Consider the following 24,017-nt stretch of genomic DNA (forward strand, 5'->3'; position numbering starts at 1 on the left):
GGGGCCAGCCGGCCAGCGCGGAGCGAGGCGAGTGTCATGGAGATTGAGATCTGGTCGGACCTTGTTTGTCCCTGGTGCTATATCGGCAAGCGGCGTCTGGAGAAGGCGCTGGCGGGCTTTCCCCAGCGCGAGCGCATCAGGCTGGCCTGGCGTAGCTTTCAGCTTGATCCGCAGGCGCCGCATGAGGCACGTGAGAGCGTCAGTGCGATGCTGGCGCGTAAGTATGGTGTCTCCCTGGCCGAGGCCGAGGCCATGAATGCGCGCGTCAGTGCCCTGGCCGCCCAGGAGGGGCTGACTTTCCATCTGGAGCAGGCGCGCTATGGCAATACTTTCGATGCCCATCGCTTGCTCCATCTGGCCGCCGCCCATGATCTGACTCAGGCGCTGGCGGAACGCTTCTTTCGCGCCTACTTCAGCGAGGGGGTGGCCTTAAGTGAGCCGGAGACGCTCCGGCGCCTGGCTGGCGAGGTGGGCCTGCCGGCGGAAGAGATAGAGCTTGTGCTGCACAGCTCGGCCTACGCTGAGGCGGTGCATGAGGATGAGCGACGCGCCCAGGAGCTGGGCGTGCAGGGTGTGCCTTTCTTCCTCTTCGCAGGTCGCTATGCGGTCTCGGGGGCACAGCCAGTCTCGCTACTGCGTCAGGTATTGGAACGGGCCTGGCGCGAGACCGCTCGTGAGGCAACGCCACAGGTGATGACTGCTGTCAGCTCAGGAAGCGAGCAGGATCAGAACCAGGACGAGGCTTGCACCGATGGGAGCTGTGCCTTGCCAGGCAGCGAGCGCGCTGGCTGAGGCACTGGGGGGACTGGGCCAGGCCATCCACTGTCGCCAGCGCGGCCCAGCTCCTGCCCGGCGCGCAGCGCCTAGCGCAGAATCAGATAACAGGCAAGCACAATCAGGATGAGCAAGATCAGGAGCACCAGGATCAGCAGCGCTATCAAGAGGCGCTGCTGCCTGCTCTCCTCGAAACCGGGCAGAGCACCAGAAAGGCGCCCAAGCTGGCGGCTGATCCTGCCGGCGATCTCAGTCCCCCATGTCGTTGTTGTGCTGGCCACGAAAAGATTCCTCCGGAGGCCACTCGATGATCTCCTTCCCCTTGTGAAAGACCTCCTCGTACCAGCTTGCGTCTGCATCCAATTGCTTGAGCTGCTCTTCGCTGATCTCAGAAGTATCGCGCAGGCCTCGCACTTCGAGCGCGGCCAGAACGGCCAGGGCGTGCCTCATAGAAGCTGAGAGAGGCCCATAGCGCTGGCGATCCGCTCGGGCCTTGGCGGCCAGTTGTTGATCGGCCTCAGTGGCCAGTATGCGGTAGTTGAGGGCCTTCTCTGTGAGTGCCTGCTCCAGCTCTTTAGATGAGTAGGCCAGGCCAGACTCAACGATCTCGTCGACAGCTTTTCTAGTAGGGATGGGCAGGTTGAGCGTGTTGAGTTGGTTTTTAATAAATCGACGCAGTATCCTGTTGAGCCTTTCTTGATGAATGGTGATGAGATCACCTGACCCGGCCATCTCTTGAATCTCGTCAGTAAGAGTGGAGAGCTTGATGTTGAGCTGGCTTCTCAGCGCTGAGGGGATTTCATGGCTCTCGCTGGTTGAAAGCGGGTGCTGCCCAAAGGCCGAGAAGAGCGTCACATTATCAGGCTCGGGATAAAGATCGTTGCCGACCATGATGACGATGATCCTTTCTGTGAGTTGCCAGACACGCACGTTCGCCAGTTGCTGTGACTTGACTGCTGGTAGGGCCTGTCTCTCCTCCCTGGCTGGCGTCGGCGGCGGAGGCCGCCAGTAGCGACGCCGCCAGCGGCGTAACCAGGCTCGGGGACCATGCCGCCCATAGTGGTGCACCATTATTTTTGCACTAAAAAATTGACTCGCCCTGACGCACTGGAAATCGATGTTTTTCTGTAGAAGAGTGTACAATTATCGATGCTTATTGTCAAGAGATATCAACTGGTATCAATGTTTCACTCCATTGAAAAATAATGCCTGGTTGCTAGCTGCCCCAGCCTACTTCTGGCCGGAAGACGAGGATAACCTTGCCCTGCTATCCTGCCGCATGCTATAACTCGTAAGAGCACAGCTCTCCACTGTTCAGGAGCAGAACGATGCCACAAAAAAAAGAGGAGCCGCGGCAGCTTTCCGCCCTGCCGCCTCACCCGCTGGATGGAGCAGCCGGAGCCATCAGGAGGCGCTTGCGTATCTGCGGCTGCGTCGCTCATACCCTGGAGTTAGAGGCGGCGGACCTGGCCCATCTCCCTCGCCAGACCTGGCAGGCCCCTTTCTCGTGTGAGGAGGGCTGGACCGTGCCCGCCCTGATCTGGGAAGGCTGGCGTTTGCACAGCCTGCTCGATCTGGCCCGGCCCTTGCCCACGGCGCGCGCAGTGGCCGTCTGCGCCGGCAGCTATGCGGTCTGGCTGACCCTCGAAGAGGCCGGGCAGGCCCTGCTCTGTGATCGTCTGAACGGCGCTCCCCTGACGCTCGAGCATGGGGCCCCGTGGCGGCTGCTCGTTCCTGGTGGCAGATGTTACACAAGTGTGAAGTGGGTCGATACTCTGCTTGTGGGCGAGACAGCTGGTGTCTCCACCGCCGAGGAGATCGCCCGTCAGCGTCTACTGGCTCGCTAGAGCGCGAAAGCAAACCGCTGCCCTGACTTGTGGCAGAGCCTGGCCGGAAGGGGCGAGGCTGGCCCTGGCAGCTCGCGCTCCGGCGATTAGCCCAGCCGGAGCAAGTCCCAACCCGGCCCGCGGCGCCTTTCCCCTGAGCCTCGCCCAGGCACATGAGCGAGCCAGGTTTGCTCTACCCTGTGGCGCCGCCCGGGTGTGGCCTGGCCTGATCAGTTCAGCCCTGTTCTGCTCTCCCCGCCTCGGTGTCGCCCTGCTCGCTCGACGACGGTGGCTGGCCAGCACTGGGAGAGCCAGGGACACCAGCCATCTGGGCCAGCACATCGAAGAGCACCGCGAAATCCTCCTGGCCCAGTCCCAAAGCTCGCGCCGCCGTGAGCAACTCGTTGGTGAGAGCGACCGACGGCAGCGGCACATCGACCTCGCGCCCCAGCTCCTGAGCCAGCAGCAGGTCCTTCTGCATCATGTTGACGGAGAAGAGCGCCTCCGCTGGACGCTCAAGCACGAACGGACCGCGGTATTGCATGGCCGGCGAGGCCACAACGCTTTCCATCCAGACCCGAAAAGCTGTCTCGCGAGGGATACCCCCTTTCTCGGCCAGCAGCAAGCCCTCGCTGAAGGCCAGGAACTGCACCGGCAGGCTGAGGTTAATGGCGATTTTCATCAGCACGGCCTGTCCGTTGGAACCAACATAGTTGACTTTCGGGCCAATGTCGAGCAGCACAGGCCGCACCTGTTCGAAAACGGCCTGATCGCCGCCGACCATAATCGCCAGCCGGCCCTGCTCGACCGTCACCGTGCTCCCCGAAACGGGCGCGTCGAGCATGTGGGCGCCGCGCTCAGCGACGCGAGCCGCCAGGGCGCGACTGATCCCAGGGCTGACCGTGCTCATATCAATATAGATTTTGCCTGGACCCAGGCCGGCCAACAGGCCCTGTGGTCCCTCGGTAATGGCCTGCAGGGCCGCTGTATCAGCCACCATGCTGAAAATAATGTCGGCGGCCTGAGCCACCGCTGCCGGACTCTCTCCCCAGTGCATGCCGGCTTCCAGCAACCAGCGCGCCTTCTCACGGGTACGATTGTAGCCAGTGAGTGTATGCCCGGCTTGCAGCAAACGGTAGGCGATGCGCCCACCCATCGCTCCAAGGCCAACGAAACCCAGATTTGCCATCGCTGTCAATACCCTCCTCTACGGTAGAGTTGGTAGAGCGCGCTCCGCGCCCTGCTTCCTAGATAGTTCTACTCCAACCTCTCGCTCCAGTGCTACTGACTGGCCGTGAGAAGCGTCGCCTGTCCAGACTGAGCGCGCAGCCAACAGGCGAGTGGGAGTCTTGCCAAAGGCAGGCGGTCTGATTATACTATAATCATTGGTATGATAAACATACCATCTGGTCTCTGACCGGGGAAAGATCCTGGCTGCAGCGGAGAAAGGATTGTACTCACCTATTCAATCCAGCAAGCTGTTCGAACAGATTGCGGAACAGATCGAAGAGCGTATTCTGCGAGGCGAACTGCGCAGCGGCGATCGTCTGCCGAGCGAGCGTGAATTAAGTGAGCAATTTGGGGCGAGCCGGACGGCGGTCCGGGAGGCCATGAAGACGCTGGCTCAGCGAGGGCTGGTCGATATGCGACCGGGACGTGGCACCATCGTCATCAATGCCACCTCGCGCGCCATGCAACAGACCTTAGAGCTAATGGTGCGTGTTGGTCGCGAGGATGGCTACGCCAATCTGGTCGAGCTACGGGAGCTACTGGAGCCGGGCATTGCGGCCCTGGCTGCGGCGCGGGCCAGCGAAGAACACCTTGCGCGCCTGCGCGCGGTCGTGGAGCAGATGGATGCCAGCCTCCACGATGTCGAGGCCTACATTGCCGCCGACAACGACTTCCATCGTACGCTCGCCACGGCTTCGGGCAATCGCCTGATCCTCACCTTTGTTGACTCGATCGTCGATCTGCTCAGCGAGCAGCGCAAACATATCTCGCGTATCAGCGGAGCAATGGAGCGGGCCCAATACCATCACAAGCGCATTCTAGAAGCGGTGAGCTGCCGCGATGCCGAAGCCGCCCGTCTGGCCATGCAGGAGCACCTGCACCAGGTCCGTCAGGATCTGGAGACGGCCAACCGCGGCTAGGAGCAGCGCCCGCGCGCCCGCCCTCCAGTCGGGCCCAGCGGTTAGTGAGCCAGCCGGCAGTCCAGCGGGCCTCAGTCGCTCTCTCAGACTGCCGGAGGGGGCGGGACGGCTGAGCTATTGATTGCTCCCCCGTGGGCCAAGGTTGGTGAGATATGCTCATCCTATTGTCCTTTCATCAGGCTACAATAGCTGACCCGGTGGTCGGTCGGCAGAGCAGCCGGGGCACTGCGTGAGAATGTCGCAGCAGTCAGGAGCGGGAGAAGCACAACGATGGTCTCAGAGCACATCACCTCATCCGGGGAGCGTCCCCTGGCCTTTGACGAAGCCACGCGGACGCGCGAACGACAATTTTGGCTGGGTCTCTACGAGCAGATGCTCACCATACGCCTCTTCGAGGAGCAAGTCAACGAGCTGTATATGAGCGCCAAAATGCCGGGCCTGGCCCATTTGTACAGCGGCGAAGAGGCGGTAGCTGTCGGGGTCTGCGCGGCCCTGCGCCGCGACGACTACATCACCAGCACCCACCGTGGTCATGGGCACTGTCTTGCCAAAGGCGCCGCCGTCGACCGTATGTTTGCCGAGTTGCTCGGTAAGCAGCCCGGCTACTGTCGCGGCAAGGGCGGCTCGATGCACATCGCCGATCAGGAAAGCGGCAATCTGGGGGCCAATGCCATCGTCGGCGGTAGCGCTGGTATTGCCACAGGGGCTGCTCTCTCCTGCAAGCGCCGGGGCAGCGGCCAGGTCGTGGCCTGCTTCTTTGGCGATGGCGCCTTGGGGCAGGGCCTGCTCTATGAGGCCATGAACATGGCGGCGCTCTGGCAGCTGCCAGTCATCTACGTCTGCGAAAACAACCTCTACAACGAGTACACGCCCAACCGCGAGACGACTGCCGGTGATATGCTGGCTCGGCCCCGGGCCTTCGGCATCCAGACCGAGGAAGTCGATGGACAGGATGTACGCGCCGTTTACGCGGCTGCTGTGCGCCTTGTCGAGCGCGCGCGGCGCGGCGAGGGTCCGGCTTATCTCCAGTGCAACACCTACCGTTTCTATGGTCATCATGTTGGCGACATTCAGCGCAGCTACTATCGTGCCCGCGAAGAAGAGGAATGGTGGAAGGCGCAGCGCGATCCTCTCAAGATTCTCAGCTCCTGGCTGCGTGAGCAAGGGCTGGCCGAGGAGCGCCACTTTGCCGAGATCGAGCGGCGCGTGCGTGCCCTGATCGAGGCAGGGGTGCGCTTTGCTCTGGAGGCTCCCTATCCTGATCCGCAAGAGGTGGCCCAGCATGTCTATGCCTAGTGTCTCTAGTGCTGCCAGTGCGCCGCAGGCTCCAGAAGGCTGGCGCGAAATTACCCTGGGACAAGCGATTCGCGAGGCGCTGGCCGAGGAGATGCGCCGCGACCCGCGTGTGCTCCTCTTGGGAGAAGATGTCGCTGAGGCCGGCACCCCCTTCAAGGTGCTCAGCGGCCTGGTCGAGGAGTTTGGACCCGAGCGCGTCATCGACACGCCCATCTCGGAGGCCGGCTTTACAGGGATCGGTGTGGGTCTGGCCATGACCGGCATGCGGCCCGTCGTCGACATCATGTTCGGTGACTTTCTGACGCTGGCAATGGATCAGATCGTCAACCAGGCGGCCAAGGTGCACTATATGTCTGGTGGCAAGCTCAAGGTGCCCCTGGTGGTGCGCACGACGCTTGGGGCCACGCGCCGCTCGGCTGCCCAGCATAGCCAGAGTCTGCACGCCTGGTTTAGCCACGTCCCCGGGCTGAAAGTGGTGCTCCCCTCGACACCCTATGACGCCAAGGGCCTGCTGAAGACGGCCATTCGCGACGATAACCCGGTCCTCTTCTTCGAGGACAAGATGATGTATCAGCTCAAGGGGCTGGTGCCCGCAGGGGAGTATACCATTCCCTTTGGCGTGGCCGATATCAAGCGTGAGGGCAGCGATCTGACCATTGTGGCCACGAGCAGCATGGTCCAGGTGGCCCTGGCCGCCGCTTCAGCACTGGAGCAGCTCGGGATCAGCGCCGAAGTCATCGATCCGCGCACGACTTCGCCGCTGGACAAGCAGACGCTGATCGAGTCGGCCAGGAAGACGAGTCGCGTCATTGTAGTCGACGAGGGCTATCAGAGCTACGGCGTAACTGCTGAGATCGCTGCCGTCATTAACGAAGGGGCTTTTTACTATCTCGATGCACCGGTCAAGCGGCTTGGGGCCCTCGATGTGCCGGTCCCGTTCTCGCCCGTGCTTGAGGATCTGACCGTGCCAACGCCTGACGCCGTCGTGGAGATGGCCCGGACCCTCTGCGGGCGAGCTTGAGGCTCTGCGGCCCTCGTCTATCTGCTGAAAAGGAGAGGCTTGTCCTCGCTGGCAGGGAGGCCCGCGGTCAATGGCCAGGAAGCGCTCAATCAGGGAGCTTGTTCGTCGTCTCATCATCACTGTTGTCGTCACATCGTGTCAACACGATCGATGGTGATCGGTCAGCGCCTGGCGCCAGGAGGGGCCGGTAGCACGCGCCTGGCGCAGCGCTGCGACTCTGAGGGAGGAGAGACCAGCTATGGCGATTAAGACCTATGGACCGATGGCCGTTGACTGGGAGGTGCGCGTCGACTACGAGCGGCTGCGCCGCGAGCGGTTGGCGCGGGTGCAGAAGGTGCTCAAGGAGTCTGAGCTAGGGGCCTTGCTCTGCTTCGACATGAGCAACATTCGCTATATTACGTCGACCCATATTGGCACCTGGGCGATGGACAAGCTCTTCCGCTTTACCTTGCTGCCGCGGGATGACGAGCCGATCTTGTGGACCTTTGGCTCGGCGGCGCGCCATGATCAGCTCTATGCACCCTGGATGGGTGAGCGCGCGCGGGCAGGCATCTCGACGATGCGCGGGGCGATGGCTCCCGGCTCGGGACGAGCCGAAGATGTCGCCCGCAAGGTTCGCATTGAGCTAGAGGAGCGTGGGCTGCTCCATGAGCCATTGGGAGTGGATGTCATCGAGCCGCAGGTCCTCTTTGCTCTTCAGAAAGAGGGCATCACCATTGCCGACGGGCAAAATCTCATGCAGACGGCACGTATGATCAAGACCCAGGACGAGATCACTCTCTTGAGCACCGCCTGCATGATGGTCGATGCGGCCTACGAAGAGCTGTATCGCTGGATGCGTCCAGGTGTGCGCGAGAACGAGTGCGTGGCCCTGGTCAGCAAGGTCCTCTATGATCTCGGCTCGGAGCACGTCGAGGGCGTCAACGCTATTTCGGGCGAGCGCTGCAGTCCCCACCCGCATGTCTTCAGCGACCGCGTGCTGCGTCCGGGAGACCCCGCCTATTTTGACATTCTCCACAGTTTCAATGGCTATCGCACCTGCTACTACCGCACCTTTGCTGTGGGCAGCGCCTCGCCGGCGATGGTCGACGCCTACAAGCGTTGCCGCGAGATCCTCGATGTAGCCATCAACGCCATTAAGCCGGGCGTGACTACTGCCGAGGTCGTCAAGCTCTGGCCGCGCGCTGAGGAGTTTGGTTTCCCCAATGAAGAGGCAGCTTTCGCGCTGCAGTTCGGCCACGGCGTGGGCCTGACGATCTGGGAGAAGCCGGTCTTCAGCCGCCTGGTCTCCTTCGATCACCCCGAGGTCATCGAAGAGGGGATGGTCTTCGCGCTCGAGACCTTCTGGCCCGCCAGCGATGGCTGGACGGCAGCCCGCATTGAGGAGCAGCTTGTGGTAACAAAGGACGGCTGCGAGGTCATAACGCGCTTCCCCGCCGAAGAGCTGCTCGTGGCCGGAACACGCTACTACACCGTCAACGGACCGCTCTCTCCCATTCGCGAGGTGCAGTCACATCTGAACACGGCTGCTGGCCAGAGCGGGCCACGGATGCCGGCGCCAGCAGCGACCTCAGCAGGTCATACACTCTAGCTCTTGCCCGCTGGTCCGTTCCGGCCTGGCCTGCTCGCCACTCTTGCCGGCCCTGGCTGGCTCTGCCAGGTGTCCGGGGGCAGGTCGAGGCAGGCCAGGCCCTGGCCCGAGCGTGGTGTCCGAGCTAAAGCCACCAACTACCAGAGCAAAAGAAGAGGAGAGGAGTGCACTGATGGCGACCAGGGTCATCATGCCCGCGTTAGGAATGGCCCAGGAGACAGGGAAGATTCTGCGCTGGCTCAAGCGGGAGGGCGAGCCAGTGACCCAGGGTGAAGCGCTGGCCGAGGTCGAGACAGACAAGGCGACCGTCGAACTGGAGGCGCCAGCCTCGGGTCTGCTGAGTGCGGTCTCTGCCAGGGAAGGGGAGGACATTCCCGTTGGGCAGCAGATTGCCCTGATTCTGGCCCCCGGAGAGCAGCCTGCCTCTTCTAGCCCGGCGGCAGCCGTCCCGGGGCGGCCAGACAAGACGGTGGAACCCTTTCCCCCTATGCCCACGGACGAGTATGTGCGCAGCCCGGGGAGGCTGGTTTCTCCTCTGGCTGCGCGCATCGCCGCCGACCATCAGATTGATCTGCGTCAGCTCCAGCCCCAGGGGCGGCGCATTCACAAAGCGGATGTTCTGGCTTATCTGGCCAGTCGTCAGGAGCAGGTGCCAGAGCCGGATAAGAGGCAGGCTGTCGCTGTTGACCAGGGACCGACAGTCACCGGGTCCACTGCTCGCTGGTCAGGTAGGGCACGCCTGCTGGCGGCCTCACCCAAGGCCAGGCGCCTGGCGGCTGAGTTGGGGCAGGATCTGGAGGCCCTCGCCCGTGCTGGTCTCGGCAGAGGCCCCGAGGGGGCCATCCTGGCTGCTGACGTCTTGGCCGCCGCCTCCCCCCAGGCGGAGGGAGCAGTGCCATCAGCCGCCCCTCAGCCAGCGGCAGTCGCTGGTGAAACGGCAGAGACCCCCACGCTGAGTCAAGTCTGGCGCCTCATGGCTGAGCGCACCACCCAAAGCTGGCAGCAGGTGCCACATTTCTTCCTGCTGCGTGAGGCCCGGGCGGAGCGACTGCTCGCCTGGCATCAAGCCATGCGGCGGCGCTGTTCATCCGAGGTCACCTATACCGATCTGCTCGTGCGCGTGGTGGCTGCGGCTCTGCACGCCCACCCCCAGATCAATGCCTCCTGGCAAGATGGGCGCCTGGTCCGTCGTGAGGCGATCAACATCGGCCTGGCCGTTGCCACGGCTGAGGGGCTGGTCGTGCCAGTCATCCATGAAGCTGATCAGTTGAGTTTGCGCGCCCTGGTCGAGATGCGCAAAGAGCTGGTTGAGCGGGCGCGCAGCCGGCGTCTGCGTCCCCAGGATCTGCAGGGAGGCACCTTCACCATCAGCAACCTGGGCATGTACGGCGTCGATGCCTTCAACGCCATCATCAATGCGCCCCAGGCTGCCATCCTGGCCGTCGGACGCATCAGCGAGCGCGTCATTGCCGTCGCCGGTCAGCCGGTCGTTGCGCCTACCATGTTGCTGAGTCTTTCCTGCGACCATCGCGCCATCGATGGGGCCAGCGGCGCACAGTTCCTGGCCACCCTGGTTGAGCTGCTAGAAGAACCGCTGGGGCTGCTCTCCTGAAGTAAAGCTGGAGCCCTCTGGCAGGGTGATCGCGATCGTATATCCATACCTGCATACCTGCCCACGCTTACTCACTCGCATCAATGGCTCAGGGATAGGAGAGAGGAAGAGCTGACGAAGCTGACGAAAGTCTGAAAAAGTGCCTTTGTTGCCCTTGTAGGCGCTTCACTGAAGCAGGGCACTGCAGAGTAGCGACACGAACAGCGTCGTTCTGTGGCAGGTCCACAGTCGGGCAGAGCAAGACCGGGCCGGGTGGGCTGTCGTTCCCAGTGGATTGCGGGCCGTCCACACGGACAGAGAGCAGGAAGCAGGAGCGCCCACCTGCACGGGAGGACGGTGACTTCCCACCGGAGACAGGCTTGCCCGTCTGTTCTGTCGCGAGGCGTCGCGTAAGGAGGACGACATGAAGTCTTTTCGTCTCTTCATCACGATAACCGTGCTGCTGATCCTGGTGCTGACCGCTTGCAGCGCTGCCCAAAGCACTGGCAGCAGCTCCAGCTCAGCGAACGAGCTGCCGCCGGCAGGTCAGCCGATTGTCATCGGCGGCACCCTTGGCCTGACCGGGGCCTATGCAGGCCCCTCGGCGGACTACAAGGCCACTTATGATTACTGGCTCCAGCAAGTCAACAGCCACGGCGGCCTGCTTGGTCATCCCGTCAAAATGATTATTTACGACGACGAGAGTAACCCGGCCACGGCCCAGAGCCTCTACCAGCGGCTCATCCATCAAGACAAAGTCAACCTCCTGCTCTCGCCCTATACGACAGCCATTGGCGGGGCCGTGCTGCCCATTGCTGCCGCCAACCACATGATCCTCTGGAACGGCGGCTTTGTAGGCATCAAGCTCTTCAAAAGCACAGAGTGGATGATTGGCTCCTACACCTACCAGGAGCCTGACTACAGTCGCGGCGTCTTCGAGATGATCGACTCCCTGCCCGCCAGCGAGCGGCCCACGCGCGTCGGTATCGTCACCGAGCAGAATCCCTTTACGCTGGCCGTGCGCGACGGCTACCAGGGTCAGGGCGGCGTCATCAACTTTGCCAGGCAGCGCGGGATGCAAATCGTCCTCAATGAAGAATATCCACCCACGGCCACCGATGTCAGTGGCCTGATCCAGCGGGCCAAGGCGGCCAAGGTCGATCTCTTCTTCGCGCTCTCACTACCCAACCCGGCGGCCCTCATCGCGCGTACCGCCTACTCGCTCGGCTTCAAGCCAAAGATCTACTGCGCCTGTGGCTCGCTAGTGACCTCGCTCCCCTACTGGGCCCAGTTGGGGCCTGCTGGCGAGGGTATTTTCTCGACGGCGATGGCTGTACCCAGCGACAACTACGATGGCATCAAGGATCTCTTCACCATGCTGCAGCAGGTACGGCATGAGGCTGTCTTCAGCCAATATGCCGCCGTGGCCATGACCATTCTGCAGGTCATGCAGCAAGCGGTCGAGGGCGCGCGCACCCTCGATCAGCAGCAACTGCGGGCCTATGTCCTGAGCCATCGCTTCAACACTGTCAATGGACCGCTGACCTTTGATCAATACGGTATGCCCCACTACAATGCCGTGCTCGTGCAATATCTCAACGGCAAAAATGAGGTAGTCTGGCCTTCCAGCCGGGCTACCGCCAGGCCACAACTGCAGTAGCGACGCGCACAGAGGGAGGCCACCCTCCCTCTGGCACGTCTTCGACATGGGAGAGCAACGATGGAACCTGTCTTGCAGGTCGACTCCCTCTCGAAACGCTTCGGGAGCATTGTGGCGCTAGAGCGCGTCTCGTTTTCGCTGGAGGCTGGCTCTCTCATGGGTCTCATTGGACCCAACGGCTCCGGCAAGACTACCCTGCTCAATACCTTGAATGGCCTCTATCGACCCGATAGCGGAGAAATTCGCTATCGTGGCCGTTCTACACGTAATCTGCGCCCCCATCAGCTGGCCTTGTTGGGCGTCAGTCGCACTTTCCAGAATGCGCGCGTCTTCCACACGCTCACCGTCTCTCAGAATATGCTGGTGCCGCTGGTGCATGCCCATCTTCCAGGTTCCGTTGCCCGAGAGCGGGCTCGCCAGCTACTGACCTTTGTCGGCCTGGAGCGCTATCAAGCCCTGCCGGCCAGCGAGCTGTCTGGTGGTCAGCAGAAGCTGTTAGAGTTCGCTCGGGCCTTAATGACCGAGCCACGACTGGTGCTGATGGACGAGCCGTTCGGAGGCGTCCATCCCGAGATCAAGGCCCTGTTGCTGGAGCGCATCCGCGAGGCGCAGCAAGATCGCCAGGTCTCCTTTATTATCGTCAGCCATGAGATTCCTGACCTGATGAGCCTGGCGCAGACCATCATCTGCATGAGCTACGGCCAGATTATCGCCCGCGGTACCCCCCAGGAGGTCAGCGAGCACCCTGACGTGATCGCCGCCTATCTGGGCCATGCTGGAGGGCGAGGCCAGGCCCAGACCTTGCCTTCGTCCTCATCGTCATTGTCTTCTTCTTCCGCTTTGGAGCAGGCAGGAGGGCAACCGTCATGATGAGGCACCCTGCTGACGTGCCGGCAGGCTCTGGCGCGCCGTCGCCTAATGGGCTGGCGGCAGGTGCGAGCGCTGGCTTGAGTATGCGCGGGGTCACTGCCGGCTACTACAGTCACGACCTGGTCCTGAACAACGTCAGCCTCCTGGCCCGTCCAGGGAAAGTGACCGTACTGCTGGGACCGAATGGCTCGGGCAAATCGACGGCCTTGCGCGTCCTCTATGGTCTGCTCAGGCCGCGCAGCGGGCAAATCCTGCTCGACGGACGCGAGATCACTGCAGTGCCGCCTCATCGGCGTCTGGAGCTGGGTATGGCGCTGCTACCGCAGGGCCGCTCGGTCTTTCCCGAGCTGACCGTGCAGGAGAACCTGGAGATCGGCGGCTGGCTCCTGGTGCGCGACCGTCGCCGCCTGAGTGCGGCCCTGGAGGCGATCTACGCGCGCTATCCCTTGCTCAAAGAATGGCGCCAGAAGCAGGCCGGCAGCTTGAGCGGCGGCCAGCAACGTCTGGTCGAGATCGGGCGCATGATGATGGCCGAGCCGCGTGTCATCTTGATCGACGAGCCTTCGGTGGGGCTGGCGCCGGTCATCGTCGACCAGCTCTATGAGGAAGTGGCACGTCTCAAGGAGGAGCGGCGGACCATTCTCCTGGTCGATCAGAATGTGCGCGCCGCCGTGGCCCTGGCCGATTATGTCTACACGCTGGAGTATGGCCGCAACAATCTGGAGGGCGAGCGTGGCGCCTTCGAGGACCGCCTGGAAGCTCTGATCAAGAGCTGGCTGCGCTTTTAGTTTGGGCAGAAGAGAAAAAGGAGAGGCGCGATGCTGACAACGATCAGCCTGTCGCTGCTGGTGCAGGCGCTGATCAATGGCTTGCTGCTCGGCCTGGTCTATACCCTGATTTCGCTCGGCCTGAGCCTGACGCTGGGGATCATGGGGGTGGTCAACGTCGCTCACAGCACGCTCATCATGCTTGGCTCCTATCTGGCCTTAGAGCTGCTGCAGCGCCTGGGCCTTGATCCTATCATCAGTGCCGTCGTTGCTGTGCCAGTCTTTTTCCTGATCGGGGTCCTCCTGGAGCGCTTGCTGATCAGCCGCGTGGCGCGTACCTCGCAGACGACGGGCTTGCTGGTGCTCTTTGGGGTCCTGGTGGTGATTGAGGGGGCGGCAATCCTGCGCTGGACGACCGATACGCAGGTGCTCTCGGTGAGCTATACCAATGCCTCCCTGACCCTCGATGGCATCGCCATTGCTGTACCGCGCCTGATTACCGCCGTTATCGCCCTGGTTCTTGTGGGGCTTCTCGATACCTTTCTGCGCTCAACGCTCTATGGCAAGGCCATCCGCGCCATGGCCCAGAACCGCGATGCGGCCCGTATCTCGGGCATTGATACCGATCGTCTCTCACTGCTGGTCTTTGGCCTGGCTACGGCAACTGCCGGCGTTGGGGGCGTGGCACTGGCTATGATCTTTCCTTTTGATCCACAGGACCACTATCGTTGGCTGGCCTGGGCCTTCCTCGTAGTGGTCATCGGCGGCCTGGGCAGCATCCGTAATACGCTGCTGGCCGGCCTGCTCATTGGCCTGATCGAGACCGTGAGTAGTGTCCTCTTTCCTTTTCAGTATGTCTACTTCATCGTCTACCTGCTGCTGGTGGTCGCGCTGCTGGTGCGCGGCCAGGGGCTGGCCGGGAGCCAGAGCCGCACGCTCTGACGAGCGCTGAGATGGGGTGAGCGCGCGGTGAAGTGGCTGTCCGGCTGCTGCGCTGCGGCTGGACGCAGTAGCAGGGGGCGAGCGGGAGGATGATCACTATGAGTAGTGCTCTGCTTGAGCGAGTGGCGACCGGAGCACGTTGGCGGGCGTGGCTCTATCGCGGGCTGGGGGCGGCGGCGGCGCTGGGCTTGCTGGCGTTGCTCGGCGTCTTGATCCCTCTGGACTGGGTGACGACCCTGTCTTCGGTCTTTATGTACATCATGTTGGCAGAGGGCTGGAATATTCTGGGGGGCTACGCCGGCTATCTCAATTTCGGCATGGTGACCTTCTTTGGCGTCGGCGCCTATACCGCCGGCGTCCTCTGTACCCAGGACAATGTCCATCCTTTGCTGACCATTCCTCTGGCGGGAATCGGCGCTACGCTGGTGGCGCTGCTGGTGGGGGTACCAGCCCTGCGCTTGCGTGGCGTCTACTTCGCTATTCTGACCCTGGTCATCAGCTTTCTAACGCAGGTGCTGGTCACGAATCTCGGGATCACTGGCGGCGCCAGTGGGATCTATATGCCCTCTTTGCCGTTCGATTCCTTCACGAACGAACAAATATTCTATTATGCTTTTCTGGGTCTGATGGCGTTGACGGTGCTGCTGGCCTTCATCATCGAGCACTCACGCTTTGGCTATGCCCTGGTGGCTATTCGTGAGGATGAGGACCCGGCGGAGATCCTGGGGGTGCGTACAACCTGGCTGAAGACGCAGGCTCTGCTGTTGGGCGCCTGTATCGCTGGCATCGCGGGGGCGATCTATGCCTTTCATACGAGCTATATTGAGCCGCAAGGGACGTTCAGCCTGGATATTTCGATCGATGTGGTGCTGATGAGCCTGGTCGGGGGCCTGGGCACCTGGCAGGGGCCGGTCATCGGGGTGCCGCTGATGCTGGTGACGGCCCAGGTGCTGCGCATTCTGGCCGGCGAACTGCCATTTTTCGGGTCCACCATCTCACCGGAGTTTGACCGTGTGGTCTTTGGAATCATCCTGATTCTGGTGGCACTCCTGGCTCCCTATGGCCTCATGGGCCTGATGCGCCGGGTGCGCCGGGTGCGCCGGGTGCGCCGGGTGCGCCGGGTGCGCGGACGCCGCTTGACGGTCTAGGTTTTGCTCGATCCCCAGGCCCAGACAAGAGACAAAGGGAGTGGGGGCTTGCCAGGTGCTGCCTTGCTCTGCTATGCTCAAGCAAAGAGGCAAAACGTGCGAGACCGCCCAGCGGGCTAGCTCCGATGAGATCTTGTGTGACATGACACAAAATTGGCATGCCGCTAGCTCTGCTGCGGTTGGTCTTATCTTCTGAGCGAAATGCTGTCAGTGCAGCGACGAGGAGAGCAAAGTCATGGCTTCCCCTGATGAGCAGGACAACAGGGCCGGGACAGAGGCCGGCGCAGGCTCAACCTATCATATTGATACCGAGCAGGCCGCCGAACTGGCGCGTCTCATGCAGCAGAATCGCCTGGCGATCGAGGCAATGGGAGGCGTCTTTCCCGAAGAGCTGACGCTTCCGAAGGAGGGGCGTGTCCTTGACCTGGCCTGTGGGCCAGGGGGCTGGATTCTGGAAGCGGCCTTTCTCTATCCCCAGGCCGACTTCATTGGCGTCGATATCAGCCCGAGCATGATCGAGTACGCGCGCGCCCAGGCCCAGGCGCGGCGTCTGGAAAACGCCAGCTTTCTGGTCATGGATGTCATGAAGCCGCTGGCGTTTCCCGACGCCTCCTTTGATGTCATCAATGGGCGCTTGCTGAGCAGCTTTATGCTGCCGATGGCCTGGCCCGAACTCCTCAAAGAGTGCTGGCGCCTGCTCAAGCCAGGCGGTGTGCTCTGTCTCACGGATACCGAGGGGCCGCTGACCAATAGCGAGGCGACCGAGCGCTTCTTTGCCTTAAGCTTTCAGGCTCTCAAGCGTGCTGGCCAGAGCTTTTCCCCGGATGGGCGCCATATTGGCATCACCCCGCAGCTGGCCCCCTTCCTGCGCCAGGGTGGCTTCGAGCAGGTGCGTCTGCGGGCCAGCGCCCTGGACTGGTCCAGCGAAGCGCCGGCCCACTACAGTTTCTTCAAGGACGTCATGATTTTGCTCGAGGTCTCGCGCCCCTTCCTGATTCACCTGGGCCTGGCCACCAAAGAAGAGCTGGAGCGACTGGCCCAGCAGGCTCTGGCCGAGATGCAGGCCGGAGATTTCCGCGGCCTGGCCGTGGCTGTGACCGCCTGGGGGCGCAAGCCGGCCTGACCGCATCAGCGGCCCGCGCTCGAAGCGCCGGGGCGTCGTACGGTGCCCATAATCGAGCCGGAAGGTGGCAGCAGGCGCCGGAAGGCGGCATCAACCTGGTACTGCCAGGCCCGGCGCGGACCGGCCATGACGTTCAGATAGTACAGGTCGCAACCCGGCACTGCCGCCACCGTATGGTAGCCGCGCGGCACCAGCACCAGCTCACCATCGTGTACCGTCATGGTTTCGTCCAGCCCATCATCGGTATAGACACGCTGAATGGCAAAACCATCCGCGGGCTGGATATGGTGATAGTAGGTCTCCTCAAGATAAGACTCCTGCGGCGGATTCTCGGTATCGTGCTTGTGCGGCGGAAATGACGACCAGTTGCCGCCCGGAGTGATCACCTCGACGACGATCAGACGCTCAGCCTCCTGGTCGGTGTCCAGAATATGACGGATGCGGCGCTCGGTCTGGCCGGAGCCGCGAATCTCCAGACTGATAGCGGGCGGCCCGATCAGGCGCGCTGGCAGATGCTGCTCGGTCGCGGGCGCCGCGGCCACGGCGATCTCCATTTCCTCGGAGCGACAGACGATCTCGTAATGCCCATCGACGGAGAGATAGAGGGCATAGGGAGAGCGGTCGTCGAAGACGCTCAGGCGCTCGCCCACTTCCCCCAGCGCCTGGCCATTCAGCCAGGCTTCGCCTACACCCGTCAGAATCATCACCAGGCTCTCCTGCCCTTTCGCCGCTCCCCTGAGCCGCTGGCCTGCACGTAGGTGATAAACCGTGAACGCTACATAGTGCCAGCCAGCCGAGGACGGCGTCACCACAAGCCTCTCCTGCGGCCCCTCGGCCAGGGCCGGCCCTGGCCTTGGACGAATGAGCAAACCCATACCAGACTCCCTCATAGCTGTTGTAATGGAGAGCGCTGCCCTTGCCAATCAGCCAGCTTCTCTTTGCTCTGGCTTACCCCCTTACTCGCTTTTCAGCCGCGCGCTCTCCGCTCCTCTTCTTCCTCCTACCATGATAATCGAAGGCCACGGCTCTTGAATAGGGGCACGACGAGCAAGCAGGAAGCGCTCTCACCCCGCCTCGGGCGAGTGCTGATACTGCCGACCCGCAGGACGCGGACGAATCAGGCGATTGCTCCGTGCGCCTGCGCTTCTCGTCGCTACAGCTGTCTGGGCTGCGCCGCAAGCGCAGCAGTTGGTTGGTACACTTGACTATCTTACAGGGGCGGTGTATCATTACTCCTGTGGAAGTAAGATAGTCAAATGTGCCAATTAATCTGGGAAGCGCCAGCTAGAGAAGCAACAACCTCGGAGACAGATCTGGCTGGCGGGGTGCCCTTCCTGCAAGCGATCGTTGCCATGATCTGAGGGCCAGCTGGGGGAACATGGCCCGAAGACTGCCTTTCCACCGTTGATCTGGTTCGTCCGCAGCGTTGCCGGAGCAGTTGCGGCTCCATCGTCGTGGCTGCGCGCAGCTCATGTAGCTCACGGCGCCCTCGCAGTGCTGTGCTGTCGCAGTACTTACTGTGGCTGCGCTCGGGGGAGATAGTGCAGCAGTCAGACGGCCTATCGACGAAGGACGTGGTTGCCGCTCCACGAACGAGAGATGAGGAGAACGCCACGATGAGGTACGTCACGAGCGCAAGATTCTGGCTCTTTCCTATCATCATCTTGACCGTACTGCTAGTCATCCCATTGGCCGGTTTACCTGGGTCAGCGCTGGCGGTGCAGCGGGCGCCGACGCCGGTCCACGACACCAACCTGGCCGATCTGGTTGATCCTTTCACCGGCACGGGTATTCAACAGGGTGCACCCTTCGGCGGCGGGGACACCTTTCCCGGGGCCGACCTCCCCTTTGGCATGGTGCAATGGAGTCCCGACACCGTCAGCTACGTGCCCGGCGGCTACTGGTACAACGATAATCGCCTGCGCGGCTTCAGCCTGACCCATCTCAGCGGTGCCGGCTGTAGCGTCTATGGAGACATTCCCTTCCTGCCCTACCTCGGCACGGTCAGCGACTCGCCGGCGGCGGACCCCATGCGCTACGTTGCTCCCTTCTCCCACAGCAACGAGCAAGCCAGCGCCGGCTACTATGCCGTCACCCTTGACAGCGGCGTCAAAGTGGAGTTGAGCGTCACCCAGCGCAGCGGCATTGGGCGCTTCACCTATCCGCGCGGGCAGACCGCGACCATGCTCGTCAATGTCTCTGGCTCCGCCAACGGGGCCTTTGACGCTGAGGTGACCATCGATCCGGCGAGCCACAGCATCTCGGGCTGGGTCAGCAGCGGCCATTTCTGCGGGGCCAGCGATGTCTACCGCCTCTACTTCTGGGCCAGCTTTAGCCAGCCCTTCGCCAGTATCGGCACCTGGCATAACAACGCTGTCAGCACCGGCAGCCGCAGCGCGCGTGGTGGCAGTCAGGTGCCCTCTCAGGTCAGCGCGGTCCAGGCGGCCCAGGCCCAGCTTGCCCGTGGGGCCCGGCCTTCGCCCGCCCTGGTGCAGGCGGCCCGTCAGCACCCAGATGTCACCGTCTCCGGTCCCGGCTCGGGGGCCTTTGTCACCTTCGACACAGCGCGCGACAACGTCGTCATCGTCCGTGTCGGCCTCTCCTTCGTCAGCGGCGACAATGCTCGCCTCAATGTCGACAGCGAGGACCCCGATGGCAACTTCGACCAGGTGCGCCAGCAGGCTCAGGCAACCTGGAATCGCTGGCTAGGCGAGGTTCAGGTCAGCGGCGGTACCTCTACCCAGCTCACCACCTTCTACACTGCTCTCTACCATGTCCTGCTGCAGCCCAACGTCTTTTCGGATGTCAACGGGCAGTACATCGGCTTCGACGGCCAGGTTCACACGCTGCCGCGCGGCCACGCTTTCTATGCCAACTACTCGGGCTGGGACATCTACCGCTCGGAGATCCAGCTCCTGGCCCTGCTGGCGCCCCAGGAGACCAGCGATATCATTCAGTCAATGGTCCTGGCCTACCAGCAGAGCGGCCAGTTGCCCAAATGGAGTCTGGCCAACGGCGAAACCTATGTCATGGTCGGTGATCCGGCTGATCCGATCATCGCCGGTGCCTACGCCTTCGGCGCCCACGACTTCGATACGCAGGCTGCTCTGGCGGCGATGATCCAGGAGGCGACGCAGCCGAACGGCATTCGGCCTGGTCTGCGCTACCTGGACGAGCTGGGCTACTTGCCCCAGGACGGCGGCTATGGTTGCTGTAGCTTCTATGGGCCGGCGGCCACGCAGCTCGAGTACGACAGCGCCGATTTTGCTGTTGGGGCCTTGGCCCAGGCCCTGGGCGACCAGGCTGATGGACAGAAGTTCATGGCCCGCGCCCAGGACTGGGAGAACCTGCTCAATCCCGCCGATGGCTACCTGGAGCCGCGCAATGCCGATGGCTCTTTCCCCTCTGCTTACAATCCGGCCAGTCAAGCGGGCTGGGTCGAGGGCAACGGGGCGCAGTATAACTGGATGGTGCCTTTCAACCTGCGCGGCCTCTTCGACGCCCTCGGCGGCAACGCCAAAGTACTGCCACGGCTGGACACCTTTTTCTCCCAGCTCAACGCTGGACCGGACCAGCCCTACGCTTTTCTGGGCAATGAGCCGACGCTTGAAACGCCCTGGGAGTACGACTACGCCGGCGCTCCCTACAAGACCCAGCAGGTGGTGCGCCAGGTGGTCAATACGCTCTACGCGCCCGGACCGGGCGGCCTGGCCGGCAACGACGATCTCGGAGAAATGTCCTCCTGGTACGTCTTTGCAGCCCTGGGCTTCTTTCCCATCGTGCCCGGCACCGCCGACCTGGTCCTGGCCAGTCCTCTCTTCCCGAGCATCAAAGTGACGCGCCCGAGTGGCCAGGTCATCCAGATCAACGCGCCCCAGGCCGCCGAGAACGTGCCCTACGTGCAGAGCCTGCGTGTCAACGGCCAGAGCACGACGCGCCCCTGGCTGCCGCCCTCCTTCATTGCCCAGGGGGGCACCCTCGACTTTGTGCTGGACACGGCGCCTGATACCACCTGGGGCAGCGACCCCGCCGATGCCCCTCCTTCTTACGCTACTGGCCAGATGGCGGCCCGTATCAGCTTCTCGCCTGCGCGCGCCAGTCTCGCCCCCGGCGCCAGCACCCAGGTCAGTCTGATCGCTCGCGACCTGCTCGGCAACACGCAGAGTGTCAACTGGAGCGCTCACCCCTCTGCCGGCCTGAGCGTCTCGCCAACCAGCGGCAGTTTCAGCGTGCCGGCCTATGGCTCCGCCAGCCAGACGCTGACTATCAGCGCCGTGGCGGATCAGCCAGAGGGATATGGAACTGTGACCGTTCAAGTGCAGACCGCCAATGGCTCCGCGCTGCCCACTGTCACCTTGCCGGTGCTGGTCGCCCCCACGGGCAGCCTGCTGCCGCTTGTTAACAACATTGGCATCTCCGACGATCATACGCCGACCATCGCCGATTTCGATGGCTCGCATTTTAGCTACTCGGCCCAGCTTCTGGCCGGCCTGGGTTACAAGCCCGGCGCCACTGTCACGGTCAATGGCGTCAGTTATACCTGGCCCAACGTCCCGGTTGAAATGCAGGATAATGTCCAGTGCTCCGGCCAGACTCTCCAGGTCGCGCCCAAACCCGGTGCAACCCGGCTGACCTTCCTGGGCAGCGCTACCAATGGTCCATCGGTCGGTACGGTGACCATTACCTACACCGATGGGAGTACCCAGACGGCCCAGCTCGGCTTCAGCGATTGGACGCTCAACGCTGGTGCCAGCTCGCCCGCCTACGGCAATGTGGTGGCCGCCCAGATGCCCTATCGCAATAGCGGCTCGGGTACGCCCCAGGAAATCGAGACCTACCTCTTCGCCAGCGCCCCGATCAGTCTGGAGGCCGGCAAGACCGTGGCCAGCATTACTCTACCGGCGACGGTGAGTCAGGGCCACTTGCATCTCTTTGCTTATGCTCTGAGCTAAGACCGATCTCTGTCAGCTCGATGCCGGGGAGGGCGCTGGTCACCTTGGGGGCAGCCAGCGCCCTCCTCGCCTGCTCTTCTCCTGCTTAGCTTAGTTGCGACGCTTGACAAACTAAGATGGCAGATGCTACAATCCCCACCATCAGTGCGTGGAACGTTGTTTCTTCCGCGCTGCGGGCTGCCAGTGGTAGAAGCGGGCGAGCGGGGGAACAAGGGTAAGGAAGGTGCCGATAAGGCTGTGGAGCAAACTCTTCATTCTCTGTTAGCTGATATGCGTGCGCGGGAGGGGCGCGCGGAGGAGATGGTCAGCGCCTCGGCGCTGAGGGGGGCTGATCTGCATCGCATTCGTCAATTCAATCGTCTGCTGGTGCTCAACTATATTCGCGAGCATGGGCCGCTGGCGCGCGTCATGTTGGCCCAGCGTCTTGGGCTGTCGCGCACGACCGTGAGCAGCATCGTCGATGCTCTGCTGCGTGAGGGGCTGGTGCGCGAGGGGCATCTGCTGGATGCCACGCCGCGTGGTGGCCGGCGCGCCATTCTGGTGCATTTTAACACGGACGCGGGGCGCATCCTTGGCCTCGACGTGGGCCGGACCCATGTGAAGATGATCCTGACCAACCTGGCACCGGAGATTGTGGCGCAGCGCGCGCTGCCTTTCGATACCGGGCGCGGGCCGGAGGAGTGTCTGAGGCTGCTGGTGGCCGAGGTGCGGCGTTTCCTTGAAGAGCAGGGGGTTGGCTGGCAGGAGCTGCTTGGCATCGGGCTGGGTATTCCGGGGCCGCTCTCGCCGGACCTGCACCGCCTCAGCTCGCCGCCCCATATGCCCGGCTGGGAGAACCTTGATCTCTGGCAGCGGTTGCAGGCTGAGTTTCCCTGTCCCCTCTATATCGATAATGATGCCAACATGGGGGCGCTCGGCGAGAGCCGCTGTGGTGCCGGGCGTGGTGTGGGCCAGATGGCCTATATCAAGGTAGGCACTGGCATCGGCGGCGGCCTGATCATCGATGGGCGCATCTATCGTGGCCATACTGGCAGCGCTGGCGAGCTGGGCCACCTGAGTATCGACGAGAATGGTCCGCCTTGCGTCTGTGGCAATCGCGGCTGCCTGGAGACGCTGGCGGGAGCGCGGGCGATCGTTGCCGATGCCTGCCGTGGGGAGTCGCTGCGGCGCAAGCTGGAGGGAGCAGGCCAGGATGCGACCTTCCCTGAGCCAGCACTGGCAGCGCGCGCGGCGGATGGAACGGTCGATATTGCCGATGTGATCGAGGCCGCCCGCCAGGGGGATGCTGCCAGCATGGCCGCCATTGAGCGCGCCGGCGAGCGGCTCGGGCTGGCCCTGGCCGGTCTGGTGAACCTGCTCAATCCCGCAGCCATTGTGCTGGATGGTGGGGTGGCGCGTGCCGGTGAGCTGTTGCTGACGCCGCTGCGTCGCGTCGCGGCGACGGTCAGTCTGCCCGCGGCCTGGAAAGGCACGCAGATTCTGCCCAGCGCTCTGGAGGGCAATGCCATTGCCCTCGGCTCCGTTCTGACTGTGCTGGATGCCGCCTTCTCGCTCCCCGCTTCAGCCTTCCTTGCTGCGCCCTGATGGGCGGGGCTGAACACTCCTGAGATCGAGCCTCAGATGCCTGGTGTGCCAGCCGCTGATCTGAATGACAGACACATGGAGAACGATCGACAGATACGCTGATCTTTTGAAGAAGATGCACCCTATTAGAAAAGTACAAGCTTGCTGAGACTGGTTATGACGGCGTGACGGGCAAATACTCTGGACAACTGGAGCCGGGTATGGTATCCTCATTCTCGTGAAGAGAAGGGAACAAGGGGAGATGCAGGACATATTCAGGTTTTAGCGCTCTTGAGCAGTGGGTAGGGGAGGCAGAGCAGGCTCCCTGTTTCACCTTCTGTGACCGGGGAGAAGCGCCCTTCGCCGCTGGTCGTTGTTGCCTGTCCCTGTCGAATGGCTGGTTGAGACAGCGCCTTTGAGCTTGAGTAGAACCTTGCTTGTTGTTGTGGTTGTGGTTGGCTGTGCCTCCCCTCTCCTTCTATTCCTTCGTCGCCAGCTCGTCGCAGCAAGAGCCGATCCTCGCATCGTGGGAGTCTGGCAAGAGGGGGCTTTACGGCTGCGATCTGGGGTGGTCGAGTCAGTCGATCTTTCCTTGCCCGCTCGTGGCTCAGCAGGGAGCGCGCTTCGCTCTGAGCGCGGCGAGTGAGGAGAGGCCGCGGCGCGTCAGCCCGGTCCAATGCGAACGAGCGGCAGGCAGTACAGACCTGGTCTCCAACTGACGCCGACAGCGTAGCGACGGGGCT

General features: G+C 62.7%; 20 protein-coding genes. 16 read left to right on the top strand and 4 right to left on the bottom strand.

Annotated elements, in window-relative coordinates; all coding sequences use genetic code 11:
• The first annotated feature begins 36 nt into the window (after positions 1–36).
• Positions 37–792 carry a DsbA family oxidoreductase gene (locus BGC09_RS07055; RefSeq protein ID WP_069803193.1) on the top strand — a complete coding sequence of 252 codons (756 nt, stop codon included), beginning with the start codon at positions 37–39 and terminating at the stop codon, positions 790–792.
• A 71-nt stretch (positions 793–863) separates the two neighbouring features.
• Here BGC09_RS07055 and BGC09_RS07060 read toward each other — a convergent pair whose 3' ends face one another.
• Complete coding sequence (locus BGC09_RS07060; protein WP_069803194.1) at positions 864–1,055, bottom strand: hypothetical protein; 192 nt, start codon at positions 1,053–1,055, stop codon at positions 864–866.
• Entirely contained in the window at positions 1,024–1,845 is an 822-nt protein-coding gene (locus tag BGC09_RS07065; protein ID WP_141727672.1) for a hypothetical protein, read from the bottom strand. Before BGC09_RS07065 ends, BGC09_RS07060 begins: the two co-directional genes overlap by 32 nt.
• A 257-nt stretch (positions 1,846–2,102) precedes the next feature.
• Between BGC09_RS07065 and BGC09_RS07070 the strand changes: the two genes are divergently transcribed.
• Entirely contained in the window at positions 2,103–2,621 is a 519-nt protein-coding gene (locus tag BGC09_RS07070) for a molybdopterin-dependent oxidoreductase (protein WP_069803195.1), read from the top strand.
• A 214-nt stretch (positions 2,622–2,835) separates the two neighbouring features.
• Here the strand turns inward: BGC09_RS07070 and BGC09_RS07075 are convergent, their stop codons facing one another.
• Complete coding sequence (locus BGC09_RS07075) at positions 2,836–3,789, bottom strand: NAD(P)-dependent oxidoreductase (RefSeq protein ID WP_069803196.1); 954 nt, start codon at positions 3,787–3,789, stop codon at positions 2,836–2,838.
• Positions 3,790–4,051: 262 nt separating this feature from the next.
• Between BGC09_RS07075 and BGC09_RS07080 the strand changes: the two genes are divergently transcribed.
• The 12 genes from BGC09_RS07080 (at position 4,052) to BGC09_RS07130 (ending at position 16,759) form a co-directional block, all read left to right on the top strand.
• Positions 4,052–4,750: a FadR/GntR family transcriptional regulator gene (locus tag BGC09_RS07080; RefSeq protein WP_069803197.1), complete on the top strand. Its 699-nt coding sequence runs from the start codon at positions 4,052–4,054 to the stop codon at positions 4,748–4,750.
• Positions 4,751–5,020: 270 nt separating this feature from the next.
• Entirely contained in the window at positions 5,021–6,046 is a 1,026-nt protein-coding gene (locus tag BGC09_RS07085) for a thiamine pyrophosphate-dependent dehydrogenase E1 component subunit alpha (RefSeq protein ID WP_084658071.1), read from the top strand.
• A complete protein-coding gene (locus BGC09_RS07090; RefSeq protein ID WP_275935498.1) occupies positions 6,033–7,067 on the top strand; it encodes an alpha-ketoacid dehydrogenase subunit beta in 1,035 nt (344 codons plus the stop codon). The genes BGC09_RS07085 and BGC09_RS07090 overlap by 14 nt, the downstream gene beginning before the upstream one ends.
• Positions 7,068–7,106: 39 nt before the next feature.
• The gene (locus BGC09_RS22520) at positions 7,107–7,316 is read left to right on the top strand and encodes a hypothetical protein (RefSeq protein ID WP_141727673.1); all 210 of its coding nucleotides are present in this window, start codon (positions 7,107–7,109) and stop codon (positions 7,314–7,316) included.
• Positions 7,306–8,658, top strand: coding sequence for a M24 family metallopeptidase (locus BGC09_RS07095; RefSeq protein ID WP_069803199.1), 1,353 nt, complete (start codon positions 7,306–7,308; stop codon positions 8,656–8,658). Before BGC09_RS22520 ends, BGC09_RS07095 begins: the two co-directional genes overlap by 11 nt.
• Before the next feature lie 172 nt (positions 8,659–8,830).
• The gene (locus BGC09_RS07100; protein ID WP_069803200.1) at positions 8,831–10,270 is read left to right on the top strand and encodes a dihydrolipoamide acetyltransferase family protein; all 1,440 of its coding nucleotides are present in this window, start codon (positions 8,831–8,833) and stop codon (positions 10,268–10,270) included.
• A 403-nt stretch (positions 10,271–10,673) separates the two neighbouring features.
• Positions 10,674–11,909 carry an amino acid ABC transporter substrate-binding protein gene (locus BGC09_RS07105; RefSeq protein ID WP_069803201.1) on the top strand — a complete coding sequence of 412 codons (1,236 nt, stop codon included), beginning with the start codon at positions 10,674–10,676 and terminating at the stop codon, positions 11,907–11,909.
• A 60-nt stretch (positions 11,910–11,969) separates the two neighbouring features.
• Entirely contained in the window at positions 11,970–12,779 is an 810-nt protein-coding gene (locus BGC09_RS07110) for an ABC transporter ATP-binding protein (protein ID WP_069803202.1), read from the top strand.
• Positions 12,776–13,567 carry an ABC transporter ATP-binding protein gene (locus BGC09_RS07115; protein WP_084658073.1) on the top strand — a complete coding sequence of 264 codons (792 nt, stop codon included), beginning with the start codon at positions 12,776–12,778 and terminating at the stop codon, positions 13,565–13,567. Before BGC09_RS07110 ends, BGC09_RS07115 begins: the two co-directional genes overlap by 4 nt.
• A 30-nt stretch (positions 13,568–13,597) precedes the next feature.
• A complete protein-coding gene (locus BGC09_RS07120) occupies positions 13,598–14,488 on the top strand; it encodes a branched-chain amino acid ABC transporter permease (RefSeq protein ID WP_069803203.1) in 891 nt (296 codons plus the stop codon).
• A gap of 98 nt (positions 14,489–14,586) precedes the next feature.
• A complete protein-coding gene (locus BGC09_RS07125) occupies positions 14,587–15,636 on the top strand; it encodes a branched-chain amino acid ABC transporter permease (RefSeq protein ID WP_176728866.1) in 1,050 nt (349 codons plus the stop codon).
• A 235-nt stretch (positions 15,637–15,871) separates the two neighbouring features.
• Positions 15,872–16,759, top strand: a complete 888-nt coding sequence (locus tag BGC09_RS07130; RefSeq protein WP_069803204.1) for a class I SAM-dependent methyltransferase — start codon at positions 15,872–15,874, stop codon at positions 16,757–16,759.
• Positions 16,760–16,764: 5 nt separating this feature from the next.
• On the opposite strand, the gene iolB is transcribed toward BGC09_RS07130, so the two are convergent.
• Positions 16,765–17,634 (bottom strand): 5-deoxy-glucuronate isomerase, encoded by an 870-nt coding sequence (iolB, locus tag BGC09_RS07135; protein ID WP_069803205.1) that lies wholly within the window; start codon positions 17,632–17,634, stop codon positions 16,765–16,767.
• A gap of 741 nt (positions 17,635–18,375) precedes the next feature.
• Here iolB and BGC09_RS07140 point away from each other — a divergent pair.
• Together BGC09_RS07140 and BGC09_RS07145 are read left to right on the top strand one after the other, a co-directional pair.
• Entirely contained in the window at positions 18,376–21,711 is a 3,336-nt protein-coding gene (locus BGC09_RS07140; RefSeq protein ID WP_084658077.1) for a lectin, read from the top strand.
• Positions 21,712–21,948: 237 nt separating this feature from the next.
• Positions 21,949–23,295, top strand: a complete 1,347-nt coding sequence (locus tag BGC09_RS07145) for an ROK family transcriptional regulator (RefSeq protein WP_069803206.1) — start codon at positions 21,949–21,951, stop codon at positions 23,293–23,295.
• Positions 23,296–24,017 lie beyond the last annotated feature (722 nt).

The sequence above is a fragment of the Thermogemmatispora onikobensis genome (assembly GCF_001748285.1).
Classification (GTDB): domain Bacteria; phylum Chloroflexota; class Ktedonobacteria; order Ktedonobacterales; family Ktedonobacteraceae; genus Thermogemmatispora; species Thermogemmatispora onikobensis.